Source organism: Vibrio sp. Sgm 5 (genome assembly GCF_026241575.1).
Lineage (GTDB): Bacteria > Pseudomonadota > Gammaproteobacteria > Enterobacterales > Vibrionaceae > Vibrio > Vibrio jasicida.
Map to the genome: position 1 here is coordinate 1 of NZ_JAPHPY010000116.1, position 2,130 is coordinate 2,130.

Consider the following 2,130-nt stretch of genomic DNA (forward strand, 5'->3'; position numbering starts at 1 on the left):
AGTTGAGAATTAAATGGTGATTTTCCTACAGAGGACTTTCACCTCATTAGTTCATGCCCATGCTGGGCGTACACAATAAATTTAAGAGTGATTCACAACGCTCGGCGCTCTCACTTCAAGTCAGTTTAGTGTTTATGGCACAATGCTTTAGGTAAGGTGTCAGCGTTGTTCACACCTTAATTTGGCGTTATGCGATTAATCGGAAATAATAGAAACATGCTCATTGAAAGTGAATTGGCGGAAAAATTTTTGTTCGAATACCAGTTGGTAATGACTTACATCAATAATGGCAAGATCCCAGAAGGTTTAGCGGATTTCGTAGCCTTGAGGGACGAATTGTATGATTGTATTCCGGAAGTAAAAGCTAATATGTCCCATGCTGTATCGAGTGAGCTTTTAGAATCTCTCGATAACGCTATCTATGGACGCTTTATTTACCTTAAAAAATACAAAGATGGTTATGTTTTTTTACATCCTGATAGTAATCAGTACTATAAAGTAAAAGGGCTGACTTCGCCAATTGAAGAAATGTGCCCAGAATATTCTGTGGTTGATACCGCAATTTTGCCATTTTGGGACGAGCTTGTTTGTGATGGTTTGCTAGTACCTTTCAACGCTAGCTTTGGTAACGCAATGAAAAAGGAAATTCGCGATGGCTATTGGTTAGCAAAGAAAAGTGGTACGTTAATAAAAATCGCATAACAAACTGTTTAAGAGTGATTCGCAACGCGTGGCATTTTTACTATGCGTAGCATTTAGTGTTTAAGGTGGTATGCGGGAGCTTCGGTATTGCGTTGCTCACACCTTAACAGGGCGTTAGTTTGCAAGAGGAAAAACGCAGCTATATCGCAAGATCTAGTGGTAAAAGCTCAAAGTTGAAATTGTCGTATCGGCGTTCAATTTCAGTGTTAACTAGCGTGGTGAAAATTCAAAATTGGCATCGTTTCAACGGTTGATTTGTTCTTTGGTACAGTGACTTTGGGGTTAACTGAGTCGAACTTTTTTGCTGAAACTCTGCTCGTTGAGTTTGTTGGTGCAAAAGCCGATCTACTCGCTGAAATGGCGTTCTCTCTGGTGTGGTAAGTTCATGTGGTTTCAGTGGCTTTGTTGAAAGTCCGCATTGTGAGATTGGTTTTCCAAAAGCGCTTTTTGGTGTTGTGAGTTCGTTTTCTGTGGCGTTGTTTGTTCCACGTGGTTTCATTGAATAGCCGCTTTGAAACTACGCCTGATTTAAATGCATCAAAACACATAAGGTTTGTTGTTTGCAAAGTTTAAAATGACTTAAAATCAACGCTTTGGGTTTGCAAACTAACAAACTGCTCAAGAGAGATTCGCAACGCGTGGCATTTTTACTATGCGTTGGTTTTAGTGATTAAGGTGGTATGCAGCGGCTTCGGTATTGCGTTGCTAACCCCTTAGCAAGGCGTTATGCCTCAGGAGAAAAAATGGAAGATATTCTCACGATTTTAAAGGTTTGTAGTGCAGTGGTAGCAATTATTGCAACTTTGATTGGTGTACTAAAATTCAAGTTTACACGCCGCTCGGCAATGATAGCGGAGTATCAACATGCTAGAGCTTTTCTATCTGAAGTCGACACTTTACATCCCTACGCAAAAGACCTTGGCTTTTACACGATCGCAGGTAGTAGTTATGTAAGTTCTGCGGAAATTGAATATGCTATAAGCCTCGAAAACCCAGTAAAGTCTTTAAAATGTTATGTTAAAGGTAGAAAGTACTTTATTCCGTTTAATGAGCTTAAGTATCCCAAGCTAAAATTTAAGCCAAAATACGAGTCTCAACGAAAAAGAGTGTTCTTAACCTATTTTTATATGGTCATGTATTTCTTAATGGCTTTTGTTGCTATGTCTCCAGCTATTCTTTCCCAGTTTATAGATTATTCGTCTCTTACTGACTACGTTTCGCTATTATTGGTTAGCTTGGTGGCATTCGGATACCTCGCGTACGAAATGCTGCAACGTCATCTAGAAATATACTTTGCGCAGTTCTTGTTTGATTCACAAGAAGTACACCGAGATCTAAAGGTAGTAAAGGCATAATCGGGTAGCCGGAGGTGTCTAGCCTCCAGCCCCCACACCACCCTGCATGCGGCTCCGCACAGGGCGGTTCATT

2 protein-coding genes are annotated in these 2,130 nt (G+C 40.3%); both read left to right on the forward strand.

Going from position 1 to position 2,130, the window contains the following annotated elements; genetic code table 11:
* The first annotated feature begins 216 nt into the window (after nucleotides 1–216).
* Nucleotides 217–702 (forward strand): hypothetical protein, encoded by a 486-nt coding sequence (locus tag OQJ86_RS26205; protein WP_265992210.1) that lies wholly within the window; start codon nucleotides 217–219, stop codon nucleotides 700–702.
* 743 nt (nucleotides 703–1,445) lie between these two features.
* Complete coding sequence (locus OQJ86_RS26215) at nucleotides 1,446–2,057, forward strand: hypothetical protein (protein WP_004402684.1); 612 nt, start codon at nucleotides 1,446–1,448, stop codon at nucleotides 2,055–2,057.
* Nucleotides 2,058–2,130: the final 73 nt, after the last annotated feature.

Excerpts from the sequence above, each read along its gene's own strand:
- OQJ86_RS26205 (WP_265992210.1), top strand. The coding sequence starts at position 217 with ATGCTCATTGAAAGTGAATTGGCGGAAAAATTTTTGTTCGAATACCAG.
- OQJ86_RS26215 (WP_004402684.1), top strand. The coding sequence starts at position 1,446 with ATGGAAGATATTCTCACGATTTTAAAGGTTTGTAGTGCAGTGGTAGCA.